We start from the raw sequence: 23,072 nt of genomic DNA, 5'->3' as shown, positions 1-23,072 counted from the left end.
AAAGGGGCAGCCCTTCGTAATTATTCACCATATACTATGGGTCGAGTGTTATAGCATCTACGGTTATAGCTATGTCGGCCATCGACTGCAGCCGCTTGCTTAAAACGGATAGATTGCGCTGCAATTCGGTGTAGCCGTTCGCGGAGAAGTAGGGGATGGAACGCTTCTCGATGCTTTGCCGGAGCGGTACGATGGTATAGCGATTCGTTCCGTCTGCTTTATAACGATGGACCCAAGTCGGGATGGCTTCTACAGGACCGATCGTCGTAATGCCTGTCACATTATTTTTCTGTATACCTGCCTTGAAGATGACGCCGTAATCCTTCGTATCGCCGCGTTGATTCGAGATGAAATTTCCCATGGAATAGATAATAAGTCCCTGTCTTACGGAACCATCGGGCTCCGTTACTTCAATCGTTTCGTAAGGCTGAACGACATGCGTATGAGAGCCTGCGATAATGTCGGCGCCTGCGGCAATCAGATTACGGGCAAGCGATTTCTGCTTCTCGTTGGGCGTTGTTTCATATTCGGTGCCGAAATGGAGAGCAACGGTAATAAAGTCCGTCCCTGCTTTGCGTAGCTTATGAATATCTTGGATAATAGCCTGTTCTTCGATCAGGGACACGGAGTAGGGCTTGCCCTTCGGCAGCGGGATTCCGTTCGTTCCGTACGAGTACGCGAGAAGCCCCATCCTGATCCCGTTCTGTTCAATTATCGTATTCCGATCTGCTTCAGCCTGCGAACGCGAAGTTCCTTTGGTTATGAGGCCATGCTTCTCCAAGTTGGCCAACGTTCGTTCGATCCCTTTGAAATTGCGGTCTAACGAATGATTATTCGCATTGGTTACAATCGTGAACCCGGCATTCTTCAATGCCTCGGCGAGCTCCGGCGGTGCATTGAACTTTGGAAATCCCGTATATCCAAGGTCTTTGCCCGTTATCGGCGTCTCGAGATTGGCTAATGTCCAATCGCCTTCCTCGAGAATAGGGCGAACCTCGCTGAAGAAAGGATCGAATACATAGCGCTTCTTCTTGCTGTTATAGGCTCCTGGTAGCTGAGGCATATGCATCATTATATCTCCGACGGCCATCCAGACCCCATGGGCTATATCGTCAGGATTCGTCTGAACAGGCTGCCCGGCATCTTCAGAGGCTTGATCTTCTTCATTGCCGGTCGACGGTGAGTCTGTCTCGTCATTGTGAGATTGGCTTGGCGGATCAACATTACTTTGGGGTTCATTACTGGATGTACTGCCGCCATTGCCATCAGTGACGTTAGTGCCGTTGTTCGTTTCCTGAACATTGCCATTCGTTTCAACGGCTGGCTTCAGGACGTTCGTGCAGCCTGTAACAACTAGGAGCAGGGCAAGGACAGCGAGAAGCGCTTGTATCCGCCTTCTCATGCGTGTTCATGTTCGGGCAGGATGGTGAGGGCCCGCCTGAGCTCCTCGTCGCTCCACTGCTTCCATGGTTCTGTCTGAGGCGGGAGCGAGTGGAAGGCCAGCCAGTCCTTCGTTACCGGATGAGCGACGCCGATAGCAGCGGACCATAATGCGATATCGCGTTCTCCATCCGATGCCGGCGCCCCATACTTTCGGTCAAACACGAGAGGACAGCCGACATCCGCCATCTGTGCCCGTATTTGATGAGGGCGGCCTGTCAATAACCGAACGGCAACAAGCGAATGCGATTGACGGTTCGCTACCACGGCATAGTCAAGTATCGCTTCCTTGGATTCGTTCACCTGTTTACTGTGAACGGATACGATGTTGCGGCTGGAGTCCTTGCGCAAGAAGTGCTTCAGCCGGCCGGTTGTCTGTGGCGGATTGCCGTGAACCACCGCTACATACGTTTTATCGAAGGCGCGGGAGCGAACGGATTCCGAGAGTCTGGATGCGGCTTTCGATGTTTTGGCAAACAGCATGGCCCCGCCTACGGGTCGATCCAGCCGATGAACAAGTCCGACATAGACATTGCCGGGCTTGTTGTAACGGACCTTCAAGTCCTGCTTCAATAGCGTTACCATATCCGGCTCGCCGGTGTCGTCTGCTTGGGACAGGACTCCGGGCGGCTTGACGACGGCAAGCAGATGATTGTCCTCGTAGAGCACGGGCAGGACCGGATCAACCGATGCCGTCGTCTCCTTGATCGACATCTTATTTCGCCTCCCAGCGGCCTAGAATACCGCATGGCAGTGATAATCCGGAAGCCGTAATCGGGATTCCGATCTCTCCGCAATGGATAGAGCCGCCGAATTTACGGCCTACCGTCATATGAAGCAAGTTATGCAGCACCGACGGGGAGAGACCGGTCGTATAGGAATTGATGAGCACGAACAGCGGGTTGGGCGATAGAATCGAGGTGCAGAAGTCCAGGAAAGGGAACAGGTTTTGCTCCAGCTTCCACATCTCGCCATTCGGCCCGCGGCCGTAAGACGGCGGATCCATAATAATCGCATCGTACTGCTTGCCGCGGCGTTCTTCCCGCTGGACGAATTTGAATACATCGTCGGTTATATATCGGACCGGATGATTCTCAAGTCCGGATAGCTGCGCATTTTCTTTGGCCCATTGCACCATTCCCTTGGCGGCATCGACGTGGCAAACTTCGGCGCCAGCGGCAGCGGCGGCAATCGTTGCCCCGCCGGTATAAGCGAATAGATTCAATACGCGAATTGGCCGGCCGGCAGACCGGATCTTATCCATCATCCAACTCCAGTTGACCGCTTGCTCCGGGAAGAGTCCGGTATGCTTGAAGCTGGTCGGACGGATATGAAACTTCAGTTCCTTATATCCGATCGTCCAGCGGTCGGGCATTTGCGTTCGGAACTCCCACTGCCCGCCTCCCGAGGAGCTGCGGTGGTAGTGACCGTCTGCGGTCTTCCAGTGTCCGCCTTCGCTGGTCATCGGCCAGATCACCTGCGGATCCGGGCGGCGAAGGACATATTTGCCCCAGCGCTCCAGTTTTTCACCGTCTCCGGTGTCGAGCAATTCGTAATCATTCCATTGGTCAGCGTTGTACATGGGTAATTCCTTCCTTGAAGTTAAATTTATAGCCGACGCCGCGGACCGTAACGATAATAACCGGATTGGCCGGGTCTGGCTCTATTTTCTTGCGCAAGTTGCTGATATGCACCATGAGCGTGCGCGTATCGCCCATGCTGTCCGCGCCCCAGACGACATTATATAACTCATCCAGCGGAAAAGCACGGTTAGGCGATTGGGCCAAACAGACCAGCAGCTCGAATTCTTTGGCAGACAAGGCAATTTCTTTCTCATACACGTGGACGGTTCTCGCCTGCAAATCAATGACGACTCCTTCAAAGGCCAGCACCTCATCGGGAGTCCGTTCGCTAAGCTGCAGCTGCCGCCTTAAATGTGCTTTAACCCGGGCCACGAGCTGGCTGGGACTGAAGGGCTTCGTCATATAATCGTCGCCGCCTACATCCAGACCGTGTATAATGTCCGTATCGTCGCTTTTGCAGCTGACGAATAGAATCGGTACGCCGGATTCCAGTCGGATTTGTTTGCATACCTCAATGCCGTCGAGGCTTTTCAGCTGGATGTCGAGTATAATTAAATCGGGCTTCAGTTCTTTCGCCAGCCTTAGAGCGTCCTCGCCATTGTCTGTCGTATGTACAATGAAGCCGTCCTGTTCCAAATACAGGCCGATAAGCTCGGTAATGTCGGGCTCGTCATCAACGACCAAAATTCGATTTCCTTGCATTGTATATCCTCCCCATGAAAGCTGGCAGCCGGACTTATGCCTTGGCCGCCGATACTCCTCCTCGGTTATTATATCGAATGTATGGAGGTATGATCAATCGACGTTTTATATAATAGAGGAGGGAAGAACGATTCGCCGACTATTTCTCATTATTATTGTACTCACAGCCGCACAGCTGCTTCTTTCCGGCTGCTCCTCCAAAGCGGATACCAGTGCTCCGGAAGCCAAGCAGGGCGTTCTTGATCTAAGGAGCTGGTCGTTCCAGAACGACGGGAAGGTCAAGCTGCAAGGGCAGTGGGCGTTCTACAGCCAGAAGCTGCTCGAGCCGCAGGATCTCGAGAGAAGCGGCATTCCGCTTTATATGAATGTTCCGAAGACATGGAACAGCTATCCGAGCAGCGTTGGCATGAAAAAAGGGCAAGGAGTTGCAACCTACCGGCTGACTGTGCTCATCACCCCGGACGATCAGATGCTGTCGCTTCGTGTTCCTAACATCTTTAGCGCTTATAAGCTGTGGATCAACGGCAAGCTTCTAACCTCTGCCGGTCAGGTCGGAACGAGCCGCGAGCACTCCAAGGCGGAGCAGTACCCACGTATCGTGACCTTCAACGGGCAAACCGAGAAGCTGGATATCGTCGTTCAAGTATCCAACTTTCAACATCGAAAGGGCGGGATATGGGTCAATTTCACGCTTGGAGACAGCGGAGATATTATCAAATCGCAGATGAAGCGAACGATTCAAGAAATGATCATATTCGGCAGTCTCATGATTATCGGCATTTATCATATCGGATTATACGCGTTCAGACGTAAGGAGCAGTTCACTCTCCACTTTGGACTGCTCTGCCTCTTTGTTGCAGCGAGGAGCAGCGTGACCAGCGGTTCGTTCTTGATGCAAATGTTTACCAGCCTAACCTGGGAGAATGGCATGAAGATCGAATATATTTCGTTTGCGCTAAGTGCGGTATCGGGTTATTTATACATCAACGGCTTATTCCCGAAGGATACCTCATTGTTCGTAAAGAGGATCGTGGTCAGCTTCGGGACAGCCCTTTGTCTCGTGGTGCTGGTTACGCCAGCGATTCAATATACGCGGCTGCTGCCCGTCTTTCAGCTATTCGTCCTATTCGTCAGCTTATATACACTCCTCGTACTCATTCTTGCGCTGCTGCGCAAGCGTGAAGGGGCATGCTTCGTGCTGGCGGGAGTGGCTGTCTTCGTCGGAACCATTCTGAACGATATGCTGTTCTATAATGAATGGTTCGCCAGAAATCAGCTCGTTCCGTTAGGACTTTTCTTCTTCATCCTGATGCAGTCCTTCATTATTTCAACCCGATTTTCGAGCGCGCTGCGAAGAGTGGAGCAGGTCTCGGATGAGCTGCGTGAATTGAACGTTCATCTGGAAGAGCGGATCGAGGAGCGTACGGATACGCTTCGCTGCACGAACGAGGCTTTGGAGCGGACGAACCGGGAGCTGGCCAGATCAGAGATGTCGCGGAGACATCTGATGGCGAACATCTCCCATGATCTCCGGACACCGATTACACTGCTGCAGGGATACTTGGAAGCGATGCAGGACGGGGTCGTAAAAACCGAGGAGCAGCAGCAAAAATACATTCGCATGATGCTGGGCAAGGTCGGCGGGTTGAATCGGCTGATCGGGAATTTATTCGAGCTTACGAAGCTGGAGGCAGGGCAGCTGCGGTTTGAATTTGCCGAGGTGACGCTTGCGGAGTGGATGAATCAGCTTTGCGAGCATTACGAGCTGGATGTCAGAAGCAGGGGAATCGTGTTCGCATGCGGTTATATTCCAACTCATGATCAAGAAGGGGAGCCACTGCCTCCGAGCCGTATAATGCTGCATATCGATCAGCAGCGGATGGATCAGGTGCTTGCCAATTTGATCTATAACGCGATCAAATACACACCGGAGAAAGGGAGGATTGCTCTATCCTTTCAGTTCGAACCGACTTCCAACCGGGCCATCGTCAAAGTGGAGGATACGGGCTACGGGATCGAATCCGAACATTTGCCGTTTATTTTCGACCGTTTCTATAAGAAAGATAAGGCTCGAAACTCGGCGGAAGGAGGCAGCGGCTTAGGACTTGCAATTGCCAAAGAAATCGTAGAGGCGCATAGCGGAACGATCGGCGCGGAAAGCGAAGTCGGTCAAGGAACGATTATTACCTTTACGCTTCCTGCCGTTGTTACGTAAGCGCCGCTATTCCGCTTGCCGGAGGACGGCCATCATTTTCGCGATCGACTTCTTCCGCTCATCTAGATCCATGCTGTTCAAGATGCGGATCATCTCGATCGCTTCGGGCATTACGGGCGGATCGGCCTTGGCAGATTGCTCACCGCCGATAATGTAGTCGAGCGAAACGTTGAACAGCACAGCCAGCTTCTTCAGCGTTTCGTATACCGGTTGGCGGTTGTTTATTTCATAATGACTGTATGCGGAGCGTGTAATTCCGATTTGCCTTGCGACTTCTTCCTGCGAAATGCTTTTTCTCAGCCTTAGTTCACGCAAGCGGTCTCCCATCGTCATCGTCATGTCAGCGGCTCCTTAATCATTCATACTAAACAATAAGACCTAGTGCAAATGGTATATACCCTACTACTAGTAATTTATGATACGAAGTGTATCAATGTCAAGACTTGTAATGAAAAAATATAGGAAATTCGCGGCTTCATACCTTCCACAGCTCTTACAGATGTACTTATGTTCAAGGCGCAAGGATAGGAAGGAAAATAAAAACCAATGGTGGATGACGATGACCATTGGTTTTTTGTATGGATCATATTTACGACTCGGAAGAAAACTTGTTTCGGTAATGGGATAAAGCGAGCAGCGGCCAGACCAGCGGATAGCTTTCGTAACGGGAATAGATGTGTCCCGGGAGCCCGGCTCCGGTAGGGTAGGCCGTTATGATTCCATCCGTGAGCAGATGGCTCAGGAGGAAGTTTGCCGCCCGGTCTGCTGCCTCATGAGCCGAATCGAATACCGAGACCAGCGCATCGAGTGCCCAGGCGGTTTGTACGAGCGTGGAGTAATGGAGCGGGCTGTAGCGCATGATCCGGTCGCTTCCGCAGGATTCGCCGAAGCCGCCATCGGGTCGTTGAATCGATAGCAGCCATTCCCTCCCTTTACGGATCTGAGGATGATCCAGCGGTTCGCGGACGGCTGACAGTCCGGTCAGCGCCGCCCACGTGCCATAGATGTAACAAACGCCCCATCTGCCATACCAGGAGCCATCCTGCCGCTGCGTCCGATAGAGATAAGAAACCGCTCGTCTGACAAATGGATGCTTGCCTGTCAATCCGACCGTCCTTCCCAAATATTCAAGCGTCCGTCCCGTTAAATCGGCCGAGGAAGGATCCGTTGCCGCTGCTTCCGCTCCTTCGAGCGGGATCCATTTCATCAATGGATGATTGTTGTTTCGCTCGAAGGCAGCCCATCCGCCGTCATCATTCTGCATCGATAAGAGCCATTGCAGGCCTCGTTCCGCCGCTTCCGCCGCTTGCCAAGAGGATGACCGAAGCGGCTCGATTGCCCGAAGAGCAGCTGTCGTATCGTCGACGTCCGGATTAATGGTATTGATGTCCGAGAAGCCCCATCCTCCCGGCTCGGGGTCCTGCACCTGCAGCTGCCAGTCGCCCAGCTTCGCATGCTGTCTGCTGAGCAAGTAACGGCCTGCATTTTGTATGGAGGAATGAAGGGGAGAGACGCCGGCTTGCGAGAGAGCGTGGCTGATTAATGCGGTATCCCAAACCGTCGATGTGGTCGTCTGCAGGTGAAGTCCGCCGCTGTCCGGCCGCAGAAAGGCGTTTAAGCCTTGGAGTGCCTGTTGGATCACCGGATGGCTGCGTTCATATCCAATCGCCTGCAGGGCGTAGATCATCAGCATCGTCGAGCTGGCATAACTGTAAAGGGTACCGTCGGATTCAATCCGGTCCAGCATATACCGCTCCGCTGTTCGAACCGCTCTTTCCTTGAATGCGGCAGGGGCCGATTTCCATATCTCCGCCCACTGCTTCAACTGCTCGAGCATACCGCTGCGAAAATAAGGATCCCAGAGAGAGTCATCCAGGCTGCTATCGATCATAGACGGCTGAAATTCCTGGATGACGGGTATTTCAGGAACTTGAAAGGTTCTCTGACTATCGGCCAGAAGAAGCATAGGCGCCATATGAACGCGAGCATAGCCGGAAAATTGAAAGAAATTGATTGGTGAAGACGGGGGGAGCATAATCAGGGCGAGCGGCACGGGGAAGAACCGTGTCCATTTTATTTGTCCGATTATGGCCAGCATGAATTTGGTGATAAGGCTGTCGACACGCCGGATGCCGCCGCGGCGAACGATTGCATTCTTCGCTCGAAGCATATAGGGCTCATCGGGATGCACGCCGGCATGAAGCAGCCCGAAATAACATTCGACCGTTGCGGACAGGTTGCCGTCCGTTTCATCCGGGTATACATTCCATGAGCCGTCGGCTAGCTGACGGTTCAAAATACGGTCTGTTAATCGGCCGACAATGTCCGGTTTATCCAGTTCTAATGTGCGAATAAGGATGAGCATATTCGCATCTGTCATCATCCCGCTCTCCGTAAATCGATACTGCCACGAGCCGTTGCCCATCTGGTCGCGCTGCAGCTTCCGAATCAGGGCAGATATCCCCTCATCCATTCGTTCGCGCATACGTATCCCTCCGTTCTTAACTATTGCTAATGTATGAAGGGGCTGTATAGGTTCATGACCTGACGAATCGCCGATCGGCCGCATCCTTGCTAGTACCGTCCCAGGTAAGGGTCTAAGTAATTCCTTGCATTTCCGCCCTTTTTTCACTTTTGTCTAAATTATGAGCAATTTATGATCAAAAAGTGAAAATTATTTGAACACTTTTTGTCGGTTTGCGGTTATAATACTTATAAGAGCGGTTACACACAATGAATAACGGGGATGTGAGCGTATGATGAAAACCAACCCAATTTACGCAGGACGTTCGGAACTGGATCGGGCGAGGCGTTTATTTACAGCAATGAAATTTATGGCATGGGCTTGCTTGGCGGCCGGCATCGTTCTTAGCTTGTGGAATGTGAGCCACTTTAGCGATAAGAACTTAACCCTCATGCTCGGAATCGGATTTATGGTAGGAAGTGTATTCATTTATACCATCGGAACGGCAATCAATATGGTGGAGTCACGCAAGCTGGACGTTCATGATATGAACGAGCGGCCTGATATCGCGTAACGGTTGTGCGTGTGAACGAAGGACAGGAACCTTCCCGGTTCAAATATCGGGAGGGTTTTTTTGTCATGGTTTTCAATAATCGACGAATTGGTGAAAGATTTATTACAAAAATTTTAATATTTGTTGACGCATTTGTTAACGGTGCAGATATGTGGCGTCACATCTGTTATTGTTGTTCCGTGAGTGTTACACCGCAGTGATAGTCTCAACAATGAAAGGCCGCTAAGGAGATGAGAAAGTTGAAAATGCCCACCGCTTGGAAACGACTATCAGCACTATTGACGCTGGTTCTGACAATGGTTTTGTTGTCGGGCTGCAGCGATCCGTTGATGGTGCTGGATCCGAAAGGGCCGATCGCCGCGCAGCAGAGAGATCTGATCTTGATTTCATCGCTGTTATGCGCAGTAATTCTCGTGCCCGTACTAATCATGACTTTTGTCATCGCATGGCGTTATCGAGACAAGCCTGGCAACAAGTCAAAGTACACGCCGAAATGGGAGCACAGTACCAAGCTTGAAGCTATTTGGTGGGGGATCCCGATTGTCATTATCGGAATACTAGCCGTCATCACAGTACAGTATACGCATGCTACGGAGCCATCCAAACCATTGGAGTCGGAGAAAGAAACGATGGTCATTCAAGTCACTTCATTGGATTGGAAATGGTTATTCCAATATCCGGAGCAAGATATTGCAACGGTGAATTACTTGCAATTTCCTGCGGACGTGCCGATCCGCTTCGAGCTGACTTCGGACGCGCCGATGAACTCGTTCTGGATTCCGCAGCTTGGCGGACAGATGTACACGATGTCCGGGATGGCGATGAAACTTCATCTGTTAGCGGATGAGCCGGGCAGCTTCTTCGGCTCGGGAGCCAACTTCACCGGCCGGGATTTCGGCAAAATGAATTTTGAGGCGAAGGCGACGACTCAGGAGGAGTTCGACGCTTGGGTGAAGCAGATCAAATCGGATTCGCCTCCGCTTACATTAGATGGCTACGAAAAGCTGGCTGAGCCGGGCGTCACGCAAGAGCAGTCGTTCTCTTCGTTCCCCGAAGGCTTGTTTAACAAAACCGTAAACAAATACGCCTCTTCTCATCACCATGGGGAGAAGGAAAGCAGCGCCCAAGAGCCTGAAGGAGCCGACAAGAAAGCGGAAGAAACGGACTCAGGTGCCGGCGGCCACGATAGCCATGATGAAAATCATGCGGGACATTAACTAATGGACGAAAGAGAGGAGAGACCGCATGTTTGAGAGTATAAAGGAGTTTGCATCGGAGTTTTTCGTAACGGGCGACCCCCTCATTTATGGGGCCGATGTCGGAATCGCGTTGACGATGATTGCCATCGTGTTCGTCTTGACCTATTTTAAAAGATGGGGCTGGCTCTGGCGCGAATGGCTGACGAGCGTCGATCATAAGAAAATCGGTATCATGTATATCATCGCTTCATTACTAATGCTCTTCCGGGGCGGCGTGGATGCGCTCCTCATGCGTACGCAGCTTGTTATGCCGGATGTGGAGTTCCTAAATCCGGAACACTATAACCAGATCTTCACGACACACGGCGTCATCATGATTCTATTCATGGCCATGCCGCTGATGTTCGGTTTGTTCAATATCGTCATACCGCTTCAAATCGGGGCGCGTGACGTTGCATATCCGTTCCTCAACTCGCTCAGCTTCTGGCTGTTCTTCTGGGGCGCGATGCTGTTCAACGTGTCATTCGTCATCGGCGGCTCGCCGGATGCCGGCTGGCTGGCCTATCCGCCGCTGTCGGAGCTGTCGCATAGTCCGGGCGTCGGACAGGACTTCTATATCTGGGGCATTCAAATCTCGGGTATCGGGAGCTTGATGACCGGGATCAACTTTATCGTCACAATCTTGAAAATGCGCGCACCGGGCATGAAGCTGATGCAGATGCCGATGTTTACCTGGTCCACGCTGTCAAGCTGTATTACGATTATCTTTGCTTTCCCGATTCTGACGGTGACGCTGGCGCTGTTGTTCCTGGACCGGTATCTCGGCGCGCATTTCTTCACGCTGGACGGCGGGGGCAACCCGATGATGTATATCAACTTGATTTGGATGTGGGGTCACCCAGAGGTGTATATCGTCGTTCTTCCGGCATTCGGCATATTCTCGGAGATCGTGGCGACATTCTCCCGCAAGAAGCTGTTCGGGTATAAATCGATGGTGTTTGCTCTTATGAGCATCAGCTTCTTTTCCTTCTTCACTTGGGCGCATCACTTCTTTACGATGGGCTCGGGTGCGAATGTCAATGCTTTCTTCGCCATCACGACGATGATTATTGCCATACCGACCGGGGTGAAGGTGTTCAACTGGCTGTTCACCATGTTCCGCGGACGGATATCGTTCAAGTCACCGATGCTGTGGACCATGGGCTTCATTCCATGCTTCGTCATCGGCGGGATGACGGGCGTCCTGCTCTCCGTCGCGCCGGCTGACTTCCAGTTCCATAACAGCTACTTCCTGATTGCGCACTTCCACCAGGTGCTGATCGGCGGCGTAGCCTTCGGATACTTCGCAGGTCTCTATTACTGGTGGCCGAAGATGTTCGGCTTCAAGCTTAATGAAAAGCTTGGCAAGTGGGCATTCTGGCTGTGGAATATCGGGTTCTATGTCTGCTTCATGCCGCAATATTTCCTTGGTCTGGACGGCATGACGCGCCGCGTAAGCACGTACGGCTGGGATATGGGCTGGGGCCCGCTCAACATGGTGTCGACCATCGGCGGCTTCTTGATGGGGATCGGCTTCCTGTTCCAAGTATGGCAGATTGCGCACAGCATCAAGTTCATGGAGCGCGATACGACAGGCGATCCTTGGAACGGACGTACGCTGGAATGGTCGATTCCATCGCCGGCGCCTGTCTATAACTTTGCCACCTTGCCTCAAGTTACCGCACAGGATGAATGGTGGGAGGAGAAGCAGCGCCGCGAGCAAGGGCACAAGCCTGCACCGCAGCCGCCGCTTGAACCGATTCACATGCCTCGCAATTCGGGCATACCGTTCATCAAATCGTTATGCTGGTTCATTGCAGGCTTCGGCTTCGTATTTGATTGGCTCTGGATGGCAATACCGGGACTTGCGGGAGTTGCGATCTGCATGCTCGTACGTTCGTTCACGTACAACACGGATTATTACATTCCGGTCGATGAGGTTAAACGAACGGAAGCGGCGTTAAGGGGGTCGGTCTAAATGGAATCAACATTTTTTGAGAAACGCAAGCGCAAATTGATGGAAGCCGCGCATGCGGATGCCGGCGGACACAGCGCCGCCGGGGGTTCGCATGATGAGCATGAAGACCACGAGTCGCTGAAAACCTTCGGCTTCTGGATCTTCCTTATTACCGACTGTATTCTGTTCGGTACGTTGTTTGCGACCTACATCGTCCTTCGGGGCAACACGAACGGCGGTCCGACAGCGGAAGAATTGTTCCAGATGCCGGGCATCATCGCATCGACGTTCATCCTGCTGACGAGCAGCTTCACCAGCGGATTGGCCGTACTGGCCATGAATCGCGGCAGCGTCAAAGGTCTTATTGGATGGCTCATCGTTACGGCGCTGCTCGGGGCATCCTTTATTACACTTGAAATAACCGAATTCGTGCATATGGTTCAAGCAGAGAATGCTACGATCGGTACGAGCGCATTCCTGTCGGCCTTCTATACATTGGTCGGCACGCATGGCTTGCACGTATCTCTGGGTCTTGTTTGGATGATCGGGCTGATGATTCAGCTTTCCAGGCACGGCATTACAACGGTGACCAAGCGCAAAGTGAACGTCATCAGCTTGTACTGGCACTTCCTGGACGTGGTCTGGATCTTCGTCTTTACAATTGTTTATATGATGGGGGTGATGTAAGATGGCACATCAGCCAAACGGAACACACGGTGCTGGTGGCCACGGCCACAGCGAACACAAAGGGCACGGCTCGTTCAAGTCTTACCTCATCGGTTTCTTATTGTCGATCGTACTGACGATTATTCCGCTGGTCGCGATCTTGAACGACCTCGTTGAAGGCAATGCGGCTATGGCCGTCCTGCTGATCACGGCGGTGCTTCAGTTCTTGGTCCAATTGCTCTTCTTCATGCATCTGCGCGAAGAAGACAAACCGCGGTATAATCTGATGACGCTTATCTTCGGGCTTGTCATCGTCGTGACGATCGTAGCAGGTTCCATCTGGATTATGACGAATAATACAGTCGCTCATTAATGGTTCAATAAGGCTGTCCGCAAGTGGAAATCACTTGGGGCGGCCTTTTTTTTATTGTTAGGGAAATGTAAGCCTCCCCTTTCTTCTTTTACGCAATACTGATCTAGACAATTCCCCGACGTCTATCCGGCGTACAGAGAATCCGCACTGGGCTCAAAGCAAGGCGGGAAGAGAAGCAAGCCCAAATCGCACCGCAGACAGCCGGATTTATTCACTGGCTGTCTGCTGCGTTATTGAGGTGGAGGTTGTTGTTCTTAAACGACGGTTATATCAATCGGCATCACTTATTAAGGCTTGCTGTACGAGTATCATCGGGCAGCGTTTCCTTCTTAGGGCGGCGATGGTATTGAAAGTGCTTGAACGATGCAAGCGAAGAGCAGTATAATGAGCGGGAAGTATACATAAGCAATGGATTCATACGTACATGGAAGAAGGGTGAGTCATGAAAGCACAGTGGTCGATTATCGCAGCGCTTCTATTTGCATTGATAACGGCGGTATTCGCTGTCATAAATGTGGATGCCGTGCAAGTCAATTTTCTATTTACCAAGACGGAGAGCCCGCTTATTCTCGTCATCCTCGTTTCCACCTTGTTAGGCGGTTTGACGGTCGGCCTGTTTGGCATCGTAAGACAATATAAACTGCAGCGCCGCATTCGGGAGCTTGACCAGAAGCTGGCGGCATTGGGGCTGAAGGAGCAGGAAGGAAGCGACGTTCTTGTCAAGATTGCCGCTGACAAACCGTCGCAAGGCGACGAAGGAAAACCGGCCAGGCTTCCGAAGGAACGCTAGACTTCTGGGAAAGATTTTCCCTCACACGAGGATCATATTCGACATATGAATGTACAGGAAGGCAGCCGATCAAGGAGACGAACTCCGGATAGCGGCTGCCTTCTCGTCTGCGGAATAAGGACAGTGAAGTCTTTCGCAGCTTGTAGCTACTGTCCGACATTCGCGTGCAAATATTCTTCTGGCGACAGTCCAATAATCGATTTGAAATCGCGGATGAAATGGGATTGATCGTAATAGCCCAGATCATGCGATAGTCCCGTCCAGTCCTGGCTGCCTGCCTGGCTCATACGCTCTACGGCTTCGTGTAACCGGTAGCGCAGTATGACCCACTTGGGGCTTGCCCCGACGTAACGGTCGAACAAGCGCTGCAAGGTGCGTTGATGAAGTCCGCTTATGCGAACGGCATCGTTGACCTGGCGTATCGACCGGTCGTCACGGATCCGATAGACGAGCTCGCAAATATATTCGACATTCGAATCCTGCTGGGGCAGCCGCTCTCTAAAAAACGAGTCTATCCGCTGAGCAGCAAGCCCGATATCGTCCTGACTTTGTAAGATATCGTCACTTAGCGATAAGCCGTTCACGTCGAATACGTCCTCGACATCGATAGACTTGTTGGTCAGCCGGGATACCGGAGCGCTCCAGAACGGATAGAACCCGCCGGGTTTGAACTTGATCCCTACCACCCAGCCCTGATCCTGAAGAAGCTGGCTGTAAGTGGCGCTTGATATCCCGTATATGCGTGTTTTGTCTTTCTCAATGACCATATTGACATTCGGGTGGGAGATAACGGTTTGGCGGTAAGGCGCCTGACCTCGCAAATCCCATTGGATAATCCAATAGTTCTGGATAAAGAAGCCTGTCTCAATGGAAGGCGGAAACCGGTCCAAAGAAAACTTCGTATCGCCTATGCCGGGATGCAGAATTCCTTTCCGGTGTGCGTTGTTAGTTGGATTCATCCGTTGTCCTCCCATGCAGTTTCAACTGGAAATCATCTTTGTCGCATTTTTACAATACATGCCCGTCCTTGTCAAGTAGTATTAGGGCAGCGATCGAGAATTCGATTGGCATGATGAACATGAATCTGTGGAGGTAGAATGATGGATCTTACTTATGAAATCTATGTTGGCGCGAAGCCTGAAGAGGTATGGCAAGTCCTGATCGCCGACGAAGCCGTCAAGCAAACGATGTTCGGATGCACGATTCGCTCGACGTTCCAGGTAGGCGATGATTATGCTTATGTTGGACCTGGCAATGATGGCGATGAGACCGTTCATGTATATGGCAAAATATTAGCTTTCGAACCTAGCCGGGTGATGAGCTATACGGAGCATGCCGGCCCGTCCTACCGCGAGAATCATGAGGAGCTGGAGACGCGTGTCACGATGGAGCTCGAGCCCGTCGGCGCGTGCACGAAGCTGACGCTGGTGAACGATCTTTGGCCGGATGATCATCCATCATACGAGAATACGAAGAAGTCTTGGCCGATGATCCTTTCGAATATTAAGACCTTTGCGGAAACCGGAAAGACGCTGGATCTAGGCTGGTAAGCTGGCGTAGCACTGTTCAGAGCCCCGATCAAAGCCCCGATCAGACGAAGAAGCATCCCGTGCAGCTTCGTCTGATCGGGGTTTTTTCGCAAGATCTGAAAGACTAGGTTGTGCGCTTTCGCTGCAGAAGACGGCGAAATCGGTTTCTTCTTCTTACAGCTTCGCTTTGACCGATCTGGCATACTCCGAAGGGGACATGTCCGTGACCGATTTGAAATGCCGGGAGAAATTGTGAATGTTGCTGTAATTTAACATGAAGGCGATCTGGGAGAAGTTATGCTGCTCTTCGCGGATCATCCTCTTGGCCTTGGCGATCTTGAGCGATTTGAAATATTTCATGATGCTTTGGCCTGCCCGTTCCCGGAACAGCGTAACCGCATAGCTCCTGCTGAGATTAAATCGCTTGCAAATATGGTCGAGCGTAATCGGATCATCCACATGTTGTTCCATATAATGCGTCATCATCTTAAACAGCTCCAGCTCGCTGCGCTCCTTGGTGGCGAAGGAGAGCGGCTGTTCCCGCTGCTTGGCATCGCCGCTCTGCAATAGACTTACCAGAAGCAGCTCCAGATAGATTTTGATTAATTGCTCGGTTCCGGCGGGAGCATTCGAGCGCTTGACTAACGTATGTTCGTGCGGATCGTCGAATGGAGGCTGGAAGGCCAAGTAACCGTTCTTCAACACTTGCGCCAGCATTTCCCGCTGACGTGTATCGAGGCTGAATATTTTGTCATGGAAAAAAACCATCGCAGCCGACGTGCATACGAAGCTGACGACGATAACGTTCGGAGCGGTTCTCCGGTTCGCCCGTACGCCATGGAACTCGTTCGGCTTGTGAAAGATCGCCTCGCCCTGCTTCAGCTTGTACCCATCCTCACCGGCGAACACCTCGACCTCGCCTTTATCCACGTACAGAAACTCCCAGAAATCATGCCGCTCCCCTTGAAAAGAAAAGTCCTTTGAAAATTCGAAATCATGCAAAGAAATGAGGTTTTGGATACTAATAATCTCGTTTAGCTCCGTTTGGACGAATTTCATTTCTTCGACTCCCGGCTTGATCGAATAGACGAAGGATTCGTTCATTCGATCTTGGATCATTTGTCCCTATTATAACGTTTCTTCCCGGCAGTGAGAATAAGAAGAGCGGCAGATTAGATACATATTCTGCTCATTTTGATAAATATTTAGCGGCTTAAAGACGTTATGATGAACGTGAATACACCTAATGGAAGCAGACAGGCGTTCAAAAACAGGGTCGGCTGAGGAGAGGAGTATAGAAAGCATGGCAAAAATGAGCATTCTGGCCGTGGGCTGTCATCCGGACGATCTGGAGATCGGCTGTGGCGGAACATTGGCGAAGCTGAGCAGTCTGGGTCACCGTGTAACGATGTGCCATGTCGCCAATGGAAACAAGGGTCATGTGGTGATTCAGCCGGAAGAGCTGCGCGTCATACGCGCACAGGAAGCGAAGGATGCAGGCCGGCTGATCGGTGCGGAGGTTCATTCGCTCCATGTGCCGGACCTGCAGGTCAAGTCGGAGAATGAAGAGATGGTCCATGATCTGATCCGCCTTGTCCGCGAGGTCAAACCGGATTATATCATTACGCACAATCCGGAAGATTACATGAAGGATCATCAAGAGGTGAGCAAGGCGGTGTACGATGCCAGCTTCTCGGCTACCGTCCCGCACATGCTGCCCGATGTGCCAGCTTACGGACGAATTGTGCCCATCTACTATATGGACACCTTGGCAGGGGTCAATTTCGTACCGGAAGAATATGTGGATATTACCGATATGATCGACATTAAGCTTCAGATGAACAACTGCCACCAAAGTCAGCTTGCCTGGTTGAAGGAGCATGACGGCATTGATTTTCTTGAATTCGTGCAAAGCTGCTCCAGGTTCCGCGGTATTCAATCCGGCGTAACCTATGCGGAAGGCTTCAGGCGCTGCCAGGCATGGCCGCGCATGACGACGCAGCGGCTGCTTCCGTAGGCAGCATAAAATTACCACCATTTATGTTAGGAGTGATCGCATGGACTTTCTAAGCACGAAGCATGGTTCGCTGCTCGATACCTTCTTCCCGGCAGGCTGGGACTTGGAAAAGATCGATCAGTGCTGCAGCCATCCCCCTGAAGCGATTATAGAGCGCCAATCATTCTGGCATCCCGACTTCGAACCGGTAGTTTGTGAACAGATTCATGATTTCGATATGATGCTGGGCCACGAAATTGCGCTGGAAATTAAACGATCCGCAGATGAAGGCCGCCAGCTGGCGCTTATTCTTCCCGTCGGACCGATGGGCATGTACAAGTGGGCCGTCTATTTCCTGAAGGCGTGGAACGTTTCATGCAGCCATGTGCATGGCTATAACATGGATGAATGGAGCGATCAGGAGGGCAATACGCTGGAACCGACGAATCCCGGCGCCTTCCAGAACGCCATGCTAAGCGCATTCTATGGTCCGCTGGGCGAGCTGACGGTACCGGCAGAGCAGCGTAATTTTGCCACGAAGACGAATTTACCGACATATGCGGACAAGATTGCCAAGCTCAAATCGGAAGGCGCCAAGTTAGTTACGATCTTCGGGATCGGACGGATGTGCCATATCGCCTTCTGGGAGCCGCACTTCGCAGCGGAGTACGAAACCGAAGAGCAGTGGAAGGCGCAGGCTTACCGGATCGGCGCCAAGCTTCATCCGCTTACGATCGAGCAGAATGCGATAACAAGCTTCAAGAGCCGGACCACGCTTGTCCCATGCACCGCGAATACGATTGGGCCGGCGTTGTTCCTGCAATCCGACCGTATTATCGGGGGATGCGACGGTGCATTGGGAAGAGGAATGCAGTGGCAGGGAATGTCGTTGTGGACGACGCTTCGCTACGGTCCCGACATCTGGATTCCTTCTACCTACATGCCTACGCTTCCAGGCAAACTGTTCTTCCTCAAGGAGCTGGCGGGACCGCTGGAAGCAGATTGCAATTAACCTTTTGAACAGCATTTATGTCAGCAAACAAGCGGCAGAACGGGCCTAATCGAAGGTCTTTTCTGCTTTTTTTAATTTTGGGGGTAGAGGAAATTTCGTCATGCTGGTAGAATAGCATTATTACGTACTATAAACGCTGTTTAAAAAAATATAAGCGGTGTGAAATTAGGAGGATGTCCAGTGGAAACAAAACGCAGCCAAGAGCTTTATGAGGAAGCCAATCTGTATACTCCCGGCGGTGTGCATACATCGATTCGCAACGTCGATCCCCACCTTATCTTTACGAAAGCTGAAGGCGCATACATTTATGATGCGGACGGCAATAAATATTTGGATTATCAGGCGGCGTTCGGTCCTTATATTCTTGGACATAACCATCCGTATGTGAACGGCAAAGTGATCGAGGCGATTCAAAGGACCGATTTGTATGGCGTCGGCACGACTGATCTGGAAATTGAACTGGCCCGGATGATCTGCCGCAACGTTCCGTCTGCGGAGCAGGTGCTGTTCTGTAATTCGGGCTCCGAAGCAACCTATCATGCCATCCGTTTGTCACGGGCGGTTACCGGTCGAACGAGATTGATCAAATTCCAGGGATGCTACCACGGCTGGCACGACTATGTGGCCCGTAATATGCTGAGCAAGTGGGATATGATCGGGAAGCGGGATCCGGGCTCCGCGGGGATGATGGATGAAGCGATCGACAATACGCTCATCTGCACGTACAACGACCTGGAGGATGTTGAACGGACCTTCAAGGAGAATGACGGACAAGTTGCCGCGCTGATTGTAGAGCCGATTCCGCACAATATTGGCTGCATTTTACCGCAGGACGGGTTTTTGCAGGGGTTGAAGGATCTATGCGAAGCCTACGGCGCCTTATTGATATTTGACGAAGTCATTACCGGCTTCAGGCATGATATCGGCGGCTTCCAGAAGGTGGCAGGGGTAACGCCTGATTTAACGACAATGGGCAAAGCGATGGCGAATGGATATCCGATTGCAGCCGTCGCCGGGAAGAAAGAATATATGCAGCGCTTCAACACGTATCCGGGCGGCGACGTGTGGTTTGCCGGTACGTACAACGGCCACGCGGTCGGTACGGCCGCTGCGATTGCGACGATCGATCTGATGGAACGCGAACCCGTACACGAGCATGTATTCCGACTTGGGGAACGGATGCGCAGCGGAATAAGGGAGATTCATGCTAGACTAGGAATGAAGGCGGTTGTAGCCGGTTTCGGATCCGTCTGGACGACGTACTTCATGGATTTCATGCCGCAAAACTATACGGATCTCCAGCATAACGACGCGGACTTCTACGTTCGTTACCGGAAGAAGCTCCTCGAGAGAGGGATTTATAAAATGCCGATGAACCTGAAACGGAATCATGTCGGCTACAGCCACACGGAGCAGGATATCGATCATACGCTGGAAGTCATTGAGTCCGTATTGAAGGAAATGCTGGCAGAATAAAAGATTGCGAGGGCAGTGAACAGATCGAATTCGAAAGGGGAACATCATGAAATTACGAAGCAGCGAATGGTTTGAGAACGAGAACGCCGAATTAACCTTTCAACATCGTACGGCTATGCGGGCGATGGGCCATAATCCCGATACGTTCGTCGGGAAGCCGATTATCGGCATATTCAATGCATGGAGTGATTTGAACAGCTGCAATTATCCCCATAAAGAGTTTGTTGAATACGTAAAGAGAGGCGTATTGCTCGCCGGCGGTTATCCGATCGAGATGCATACCATTTCGACGCCGTCCGACTTTATGAAGCCTTCGGACCTGCTGTACCGGAACCTGCTCTCGATGGATCTGGAGGAAAGCGTCCGTTCGCAGCCGATTGACGGCATCGTGATGCTGTGCGAATGCGACAAGACCGCGCCCGGCCAGCTCATGGCTGCCGCAAGCTGCGATCTGCCTGCGCTGCAGTTTGCCGCCGGACACCGCAAATCGGGCACCTTCCGCGGCAAGACGGTTAACTACGGAACGGATCTGTGGAAGTATTCGGATGATTACAAAGCGGGGCTTCTATCGGAGGAAGACTGGAAGGAGCTCGAAACATCCATATCGTGCAGCCTGGGCGGCTGTCCGGTCATGGGATCGGCTTCGACGATGAAAGGGCTTTCGGAGATGCTTGGCATGATGCTCCCGGGCACATCCAGCATTCCGGCGACCGATTCCCGGCGCAAAATAGCGGCCGAAGCGACCGGCATGCGGATCGTCGAGATGGTCCGGGAGAATCTTACGCCTTCGCGCCTGATGACGGAGTCTGCGTTCAACAATGCAATCAAGCTGCTCGCGGCGATGGGCGGCTCCACCAATGCGGCGATTCATCTGACGGCCATTGCCGGCAGACTCGGAATCCGCATTCCGATCGAACGCTATGAGGAGCTGACGCAGAATATTCCGCTGATTGCCAATCTGCAGCCAGCCGGCTCATACAGTATGGACGACTTTCATAAAGCCGGCGGATTGCGCCGCGTCATTCACAATATTCTGCCGCTGCTCGATCAAGATTGTCTCGGATGTACGGGAGAGACCATTGGCGAAATCTATGGACGGGAAATGCCCGAATATGAATCATCGGCAGAGGTGATCGCCTCGCTGGAGACCCCTTTCAAGGCCCGCGCCGGATTGGCGATCTTAAAGGGCAATCTTGCGCCGCAGGGGGCCGTCATCAAAAAATCGGCCGTCTCGCCTCATCTGTTCAAGCACCGCGGTCAAGCCGTCGTATTCGAGAGCTACCAGGACATGCTGGCGCGTATCGACACGGACGATCTAGAAGTTACCGAAGAGAGCGTATTGGTCCTCAAGCACTGCGGACCGGTCGCGATGGGAATGCCCGAGTGGGGCTCGATCCCGATTCCGGCGAAGCTGCTTCGTCAAGGCGTCCGGGACATGGTTAGGATCAGCGATGCGCGCATGAGCGGAACCAGCTACGGTGCCGTAATTCTACATGCTGCGCCGGAGGCGGCCGTTGGCGGACCTCTGGCGATCGTAAGAGAAGGCGACTGGATTGAGCTCGATATTGAAGCTTCAACGATACGCCTCGATCTGGAAGATGGCGAAATCGCTGAACGGCTGGCAGCCTGGCAGCCGCCGAAGCCCCAGCATAAGCGCGGATATCCGAGGCTGTTCGCCGACCATACGCTGCAAGCTCCGGAAGGCTGCGATCTGGATGTTCTTCGTCCTGGCAGCAAGGAAGATGCCGTATTCGTTCCGCCGATTGTCGGCAGAGGATAGAAGGTCGGCCGCCGCAGCCTGATTCACCTGATTCTCGAATGCGTTTTCATTGCTTCGAACAAGGAATGCAACTTATTTTGGCGAGGGAGGACGAATGATCATGTCATTACAGACCATCCTGGATAAAGTGGACGCGAAGCGCCTCATCCGAGACACGCTGGAGCTTGTGAACATTGAGAGCATTACCGGAAACTCGAAGGACGTTGCCGATCGTTACGTACAGATGTTGGAGGAAGTCGGCTGCTCAGTGGAACGCTATGAGTATTATCCGAACAACCCGACGCTTGTTGCGGTATATGGGGAGAAGAATGCAGGGAAAACAATTATTTTCAACGGTCATATGGATGTCATTCCGCTTGCCCATGAAGATGCGGCGGTGAAGGAAGGTCGCATATATGGCAGAGGCACATGCGACATGAAGGGCTCTCTCGCATGCATGGTGGAAGTGCTGCGCTGCCTGCAGGAAACGAACACGAAGCTGCCGGGCAATATTGTGGTAATCGCCAACAGCCTGCACGAAAGCCCGGGTGGCCGAGGAGAAGATCTCACGGCTCTGGTCGAGCGGGTGCCGCTGACAGCGGACGCGGTCATCGTAATGGAAGGCGCAACGACAGACTGCACGGTCGCCCAGCTGGGCTCGGCAACGTTCGAAATTGCGATCGAGCGTGCCGGCGAGACCTGCCATCAGCTGAAGGCGCCGGTTGGCACACCGCATCCGATTACGATCGCTGCGGAGGTCGTTCAGCTGTTCGAGGAATGGAACAGGGAGCTGGAGAAGACGGAGATCGAGGATATCGGATACGCTTCCTACTTCATTGGCGCGATCGAAAGCGGCAAATTCTATAATCAGTTCCCGGCAACCGCTTCGATTACCGGCGTCAGACGTTACGCGCCTTCGGAGAAGTTCGAGGACGTGGTTCAGGCAACGAGAGAAGGATTGGATCGGATCGCGGCCAAGCATGGAGTCGAGATCAAGCTGGATATGAAGAAGGTACGCGACGGCTATCGGATCGATAAAAATAGCGAGGCTCTCCATGCTCTGAGCCGGGCCGTCGTTGCAGAGCGGAACATCGAATACCCGCTGGTAGGCAAGAAGATCGTTACGGATGCGGGCATCTTCGGTCAAGCCTTTGGAGTCCCCGTATTATGCCACGGGCCCGACGCCCTTACCGCTCACGGCGATGTGGAGTATGTCGAGATTCGGGAACTGGAGACGATAACGAGATCGTACCTGCGGTTTATCGATGATTTTCTCGCTGTAAAGGCATAATCGTCCA

General features: G+C 52.3%; 21 protein-coding genes. 13 read left to right on the top strand and 8 right to left on the bottom strand.

Annotation, left to right across the window (positions count from 1 at the left end):
- Window positions 1-34: 34 nt before the first annotated feature.
- The 4 genes from L1F29_RS20355 to L1F29_RS20340 are packed head-to-tail and all read right to left on the bottom strand — an operon-like array spanning window position 35 to window position 3,725.
- Window positions 35-1,402, bottom strand: coding sequence for a CapA family protein (locus L1F29_RS20355; RefSeq protein WP_258383883.1), 1,368 nt, complete (start codon window positions 1,400-1,402; stop codon window positions 35-37).
- On the bottom strand, window positions 1,399-2,154 hold the full coding sequence (locus L1F29_RS20350) for an RluA family pseudouridine synthase (protein WP_258383882.1): 756 nt from the start codon (window positions 2,152-2,154) through the stop codon (window positions 1,399-1,401). Before L1F29_RS20350 ends, L1F29_RS20355 begins: the two co-directional genes overlap by 4 nt.
- Window position 2,155: 1 nt before the next feature.
- Complete coding sequence (locus tag L1F29_RS20345) at window positions 2,156-3,022, bottom strand: class I SAM-dependent methyltransferase (RefSeq protein WP_258383881.1); 867 nt, start codon at window positions 3,020-3,022, stop codon at window positions 2,156-2,158.
- A complete protein-coding gene (locus tag L1F29_RS20340; protein ID WP_258383880.1) occupies window positions 3,009-3,725 on the bottom strand; it encodes a response regulator in 717 nt (238 codons plus the stop codon). The genes L1F29_RS20345 and L1F29_RS20340 overlap by 14 nt, the downstream gene beginning before the upstream one ends.
- Between L1F29_RS20340 and L1F29_RS20335 the strand changes: the two genes are divergently transcribed.
- Window positions 3,682-5,940 carry a sensor histidine kinase gene (locus tag L1F29_RS20335; protein ID WP_258383879.1) on the top strand — a complete coding sequence of 753 codons (2,259 nt, stop codon included), beginning with the start codon at window positions 3,682-3,684 and terminating at the stop codon, window positions 5,938-5,940. The two genes, L1F29_RS20340 and L1F29_RS20335, sit on opposite strands and share 44 nt — an antisense overlap.
- A gap of 6 nt (window positions 5,941-5,946) precedes the next feature.
- Here the strand turns inward: L1F29_RS20335 and L1F29_RS20330 are convergent, their stop codons facing one another.
- Both L1F29_RS20330 and L1F29_RS20325 read right to left on the bottom strand, forming a co-directional pair.
- Window positions 5,947-6,279 carry a helix-turn-helix transcriptional regulator gene (locus tag L1F29_RS20330; protein ID WP_309252318.1) on the bottom strand — a complete coding sequence of 111 codons (333 nt, stop codon included), beginning with the start codon at window positions 6,277-6,279 and terminating at the stop codon, window positions 5,947-5,949.
- Window positions 6,280-6,529: 250 nt separating this feature from the next.
- Window positions 6,530-8,425, bottom strand: a complete 1,896-nt coding sequence (locus L1F29_RS20325; RefSeq protein ID WP_258383878.1) for a terpene cyclase/mutase family protein — start codon at window positions 8,423-8,425, stop codon at window positions 6,530-6,532.
- A 271-nt stretch (window positions 8,426-8,696) separates the two neighbouring features.
- Between L1F29_RS20325 and L1F29_RS20320 the strand changes: the two genes are divergently transcribed.
- The 6 genes from L1F29_RS20320 (at window position 8,697) to L1F29_RS20295 (ending at window position 14,002) form a co-directional block, all read left to right on the top strand.
- Window positions 8,697-8,978: a hypothetical protein gene (locus L1F29_RS20320; protein ID WP_258383877.1), complete on the top strand. Its 282-nt coding sequence runs from the start codon at window positions 8,697-8,699 to the stop codon at window positions 8,976-8,978.
- 245 nt (window positions 8,979-9,223) lie between these two features.
- A complete protein-coding gene (gene cyoA / locus L1F29_RS20315) occupies window positions 9,224-10,195 on the top strand; it encodes a ubiquinol oxidase subunit II (RefSeq protein WP_258389750.1) in 972 nt (323 codons plus the stop codon).
- Window positions 10,196-10,223: 28 nt separating this feature from the next.
- The gene (locus L1F29_RS20310) at window positions 10,224-12,194 is read left to right on the top strand and encodes a cbb3-type cytochrome c oxidase subunit I (RefSeq protein WP_258383876.1); all 1,971 of its coding nucleotides are present in this window, start codon (window positions 10,224-10,226) and stop codon (window positions 12,192-12,194) included.
- A gap of 39 nt (window positions 12,195-12,233) precedes the next feature.
- Window positions 12,234-12,860, top strand: coding sequence for a cytochrome o ubiquinol oxidase subunit III (gene cyoC, locus L1F29_RS20305; protein WP_258389749.1), 627 nt, complete (start codon window positions 12,234-12,236; stop codon window positions 12,858-12,860).
- Window position 12,861: 1 nt separating this feature from the next.
- Window positions 12,862-13,212: a cytochrome o ubiquinol oxidase subunit IV gene (gene cyoD, locus L1F29_RS20300; RefSeq protein ID WP_258383875.1), complete on the top strand. Its 351-nt coding sequence runs from the start codon at window positions 12,862-12,864 to the stop codon at window positions 13,210-13,212.
- Window positions 13,213-13,654: 442 nt separating this feature from the next.
- On the top strand, window positions 13,655-14,002 hold the full coding sequence (locus L1F29_RS20295) for a LapA family protein (RefSeq protein WP_258383874.1): 348 nt from the start codon (window positions 13,655-13,657) through the stop codon (window positions 14,000-14,002).
- Window positions 14,003-14,148: 146 nt separating this feature from the next.
- Here the strand turns inward: L1F29_RS20295 and L1F29_RS20290 are convergent, their stop codons facing one another.
- On the bottom strand, window positions 14,149-14,961 hold the full coding sequence (locus L1F29_RS20290) for an AraC family transcriptional regulator (protein WP_258383873.1): 813 nt from the start codon (window positions 14,959-14,961) through the stop codon (window positions 14,149-14,151).
- 141 nt (window positions 14,962-15,102) lie between these two features.
- On the opposite strand from L1F29_RS20290, the gene L1F29_RS20285 reads away from it, so the two are divergent.
- Entirely contained in the window at window positions 15,103-15,552 is a 450-nt protein-coding gene (locus tag L1F29_RS20285) for an SRPBCC family protein (RefSeq protein ID WP_258383872.1), read from the top strand.
- Window positions 15,553-15,705: 153 nt separating this feature from the next.
- Here the strand turns inward: L1F29_RS20285 and L1F29_RS20280 are convergent, their stop codons facing one another.
- Window positions 15,706-16,590 (bottom strand): AraC family transcriptional regulator, encoded by an 885-nt coding sequence (locus tag L1F29_RS20280; RefSeq protein ID WP_258383871.1) that lies wholly within the window; start codon window positions 16,588-16,590, stop codon window positions 15,706-15,708.
- Between the two features lie 244 nt (window positions 16,591-16,834).
- Between L1F29_RS20280 and L1F29_RS20275 the strand changes: the two genes are divergently transcribed.
- From L1F29_RS20275 to L1F29_RS20255, 5 genes are all read left to right on the top strand, one after another.
- A complete protein-coding gene (locus L1F29_RS20275; protein WP_258383870.1) occupies window positions 16,835-17,548 on the top strand; it encodes a PIG-L deacetylase family protein in 714 nt (237 codons plus the stop codon).
- Between the two features lie 40 nt (window positions 17,549-17,588).
- On the top strand, window positions 17,589-18,539 hold the full coding sequence (locus L1F29_RS20270) for a 6-phosphogluconolactonase (protein WP_258383869.1): 951 nt from the start codon (window positions 17,589-17,591) through the stop codon (window positions 18,537-18,539).
- A 180-nt stretch (window positions 18,540-18,719) separates the two neighbouring features.
- Window positions 18,720-20,015, top strand: a complete 1,296-nt coding sequence (locus tag L1F29_RS20265; protein WP_258383868.1) for an aspartate aminotransferase family protein — start codon at window positions 18,720-18,722, stop codon at window positions 20,013-20,015.
- 46 nt (window positions 20,016-20,061) lie between these two features.
- A complete protein-coding gene (locus L1F29_RS20260; RefSeq protein WP_258383867.1) occupies window positions 20,062-21,795 on the top strand; it encodes a dihydroxy-acid dehydratase in 1,734 nt (577 codons plus the stop codon).
- A 100-nt stretch (window positions 21,796-21,895) separates the two neighbouring features.
- Entirely contained in the window at window positions 21,896-23,065 is a 1,170-nt protein-coding gene (locus L1F29_RS20255) for a M20 family metallopeptidase (protein ID WP_258383866.1), read from the top strand.
- The last annotated feature ends 7 nt before the right edge of the window (window positions 23,066-23,072 follow it).

The organism is Paenibacillus spongiae (genome assembly GCF_024734895.1).
Classification (GTDB): domain Bacteria; phylum Bacillota; class Bacilli; order Paenibacillales; family Paenibacillaceae; genus Paenibacillus_Z; species Paenibacillus_Z spongiae.
Note: the sequence above shows the minus strand (reverse complement) of the source record. Positions and strands in the feature narration are given on the sequence as shown.